At 58.7% G+C, this 3187-nt stretch carries 2 rRNA genes (1 of these 2 cut by a window edge); both read right to left on the bottom strand.

Features of this window, described 5'->3' with window-relative positions:
- A 23S ribosomal RNA gene (locus ACIP64_RS41390) occupies window positions 1–1287 on the bottom strand (its annotated part extends 1444 nt beyond the left edge of the window); the annotation flags it as partial.
- Window positions 1288–1576: 289 nt separating this feature from the next.
- Window positions 1577–3094: ribosomal RNA gene (locus ACIP64_RS41385) — 16S ribosomal RNA — on the bottom strand.
- Between the last annotated feature and the right edge of the window lie 93 nt (window positions 3095–3187).

Genomic DNA, 3187 nt, shown 5'->3' with positions numbered 1-3187 from the left:
CTCCGTTGGGAGTATTGCTGCAATGACACGACTTCGGCGGTACGCTTGAGCCCCGCTACATTGTCGGCGCGGAATCACTTGACCAGTGAGCTATTACGCACTCTTTCAAGGGTGGCTGCTTCTAAGCCAACCTCCTGGTTGTCTGTGCGACTCCACATCCTTTCCCACTTAGCGTACGCTTAGGGGCCTTAGTCGATGCTCTGGGCTGTTTCCCTCTCGACCACGGAGCTTATCCCCCGCAGTCTCACTGCCGCGCTCTCACTTACCGGCATTCGGAGTTTGGCTAAGGTCAGTAACCCGGTAGGGCCCATCGCCTATCCAGTGCTCTACCTCCGGCAAGAAACACACGACGCTGCACCTAAATGCATTTCGGGGAGAACCAGCTATCACGGAGTTTGATTGGCCTTTCACCCCTAACCACAGGTCATCCCCCAGGTTTTCAACCCTGGTGGGTTCGGTCCTCCACGCGGTCTTACCCACGCTTCAACCTGCCCATGGCTAGATCACTCCGCTTCGGGTCTTGGGCGTGCGACTGGATCGCCCTATTCGGACTCGCTTTCGCTACGGCTACCCCACACGGGTTAACCTCGCCACACACCGCAAACTCGCAGGCTCATTCTTCAAAAGGCACGCAGTCACGAGATGCACAAGTGCATCCGACGCTCCCACGGCTTGTAGGCACACGGTTTCAGGTACTATTTCACTCCGCTCCCGCGGTACTTTTCACCATTCCCTCACGGTACTATCCGCTATCGGTCACCAGGGAATATTTAGGCTTAGCGGGTGGTCCCGCCAGATTCACACGGGATTTCTCGGGCCCCGTGCTACTTGGGTGTCGTACAAGCAAGCCGCTAATGTTTCAGCTACGGGGGTCTTACCCTCTACGCCGGACCTTTCGCATGTCCTTCGCCTACATCAACGGTTTCTGACTCGCCCAGCCGCCGGCAGACGACTGAAGTACGATCCCACAACCCCGTATACGCAACCCCTGCCGGGTATCACACGCATACGGTTTGGCCTCATCCGGTTTCGCTCGCCACTACTCCCGGAATCACGGTTGTTTTCTCTTCCTGCGGGTACTGAGATGTTTCACTTCCCCGCGTTCCCTCCACATACCCTATGTGTTCAGGTATGGGTGACAGCCCATGACGACTGCCGGGTTTCCCCATTCGGACACCCCCGGATCAAAGCTTGGTTGACAGCTCCCCGGGGCCTATCGTGGCCTCCCACGTCCTTCATCGGTTCCTGGTGCCAAGGCATCCACCGTGCGCCCTTAAAAACTTGGCCACAGATGCTCGCGTCCACTATGCAGTTCTCAAACAACGACCCGTCACCCACCGCCGGCACCAAGCGCCTTGAGCGAGTCCGGTCCACAACCGAGAACACTTCCGTGCCCTCAGGACCCAACAGCGCGCCCGACCCGGCCCCTCAGACATCACGTTCCACGCCGAAGCAGTACTAGTGAAATCCTCTGAGCCGTGCCGAATAGTCAACGTTCCACCCATGAGCTGACCACCGCCGGACATTCGCCGGCGTAGTGGCTCTGGACCCCCGAAAGGGTCTAGATGCTCCTTAGAAAGGAGGTGATCCAGCCGCACCTTCCGGTACGGCTACCTTGTTACGACTTCGTCCCAATCGCCAGTCCCACCTTCGACGACTCCCTCCCTTACGGGTTGGGCCACCGGCTTCGGGTGTTACCGACTTTCGTGACGTGACGGGCGGTGTGTACAAGGCCCGGGAACGTATTCACCGCAGCACTGCTGATCTGCGATTACTAGCGACTCCGACTTCATGGGGTCGAGTTGCAGACCCCAATCCGAACTGAGACCGGCTTTTTGAGATTCGCTCCACCTCACGGTATCGCAGCTCATTGTACCGGCCATTGTAGCACGTGTGCAGCCCAAGACATAAGGGGCATGATGACTTGACGTCGTCCCCACCTTCCTCCGAGTTGACCCCGGCGGTCTCCTGTGAGTCCCCGGCATAATCCGCTGGCAACACAGGACAGGGGTTGCGCTCGTTGCGGGACTTAACCCAACATCTCACGACACGAGCTGACGACAGCCATGCACCACCTGTACACCGACCACAAGGGGGCACCCATCTCTGGGTGTTTCCGGTGTATGTCAAGCCTTGGTAAGGTTCTTCGCGTTGCGTCGAATTAAGCCACATGCTCCGCCGCTTGTGCGGGCCCCCGTCAATTCCTTTGAGTTTTAGCCTTGCGGCCGTACTCCCCAGGCGGGGAACTTAATGCGTTAGCTGCGGCACGGACGACGTGGAATGTCGCCCACACCTAGTTCCCAACGTTTACGGCGTGGACTACCAGGGTATCTAATCCTGTTCGCTCCCCACGCTTTCGCTCCTCAGCGTCAGTATCGGCCCAGAGATCCGCCTTCGCCACCGGTGTTCCTCCTGATATCTGCGCATTTCACCGCTACACCAGGAATTCCGATCTCCCCTACCGAACTCTAGCCTGCCCGTATCGACTGCAGACCCGGGGTTAAGCCCCGGGCTTTCACAACCGACGCAACAGGCCGCCTACGAGCTCTTTACGCCCAATAATTCCGGACAACGCTCGCACCCTACGTATTACCGCGGCTGCTGGCACGTAGTTAGCCGGTGCTTCTTCTGCAGGTACCGTCACTTTCGCTTCTTCCCTGCTGAAAGAGGTTTACAACCCGAAGGCCGTCATCCCTCACGCGGCGTCGCTGCATCAGGCTTTCGCCCATTGTGCAATATTCCCCACTGCTGCCTCCCGTAGGAGTCTGGGCCGTGTCTCAGTCCCAGTGTGGCCGGTCGCCCTCTCAGGCCGGCTACCCGTCGTCGCCTTGGTAGGCCATTACCCCACCAACAAGCTGATAGGCCGCGGGCTCATCCTGCACCGCCGGAGCTTTCCACCAACCCCCATGCAGAGGAAGGTCGTATCCGGTATTAGACCCCGTTTCCAGGGCTTGTCCCAGAGTGCAGGGCAGATTGCCCACGTGTTACTCACCCGTTCGCCACTGATCCACCCCGAAGGGCTTCACCGTTCGACTTGCATGTGTTAAGCACGCCGCCAGCGTTCGTCCTGAGCCAGGATCAAACTCTCCGTGAATGTCTTCACGAGAGCGGCACCATCGGGAGGAATAATCCCGACGTGCCCAGCGTCCTCGCTGTGTTTTTCTTCAAAGGAACCTCGCCCCAGACC

The organism is Streptomyces sp. NPDC088733 (genome assembly GCF_044751185.1).
Classification (GTDB): domain Bacteria; phylum Actinomycetota; class Actinomycetes; order Streptomycetales; family Streptomycetaceae; genus Actinacidiphila.
The sequence above is the reverse complement of the archived record's forward strand: the minus strand, read 5'-3'. Positions and strand labels throughout refer to the sequence as shown.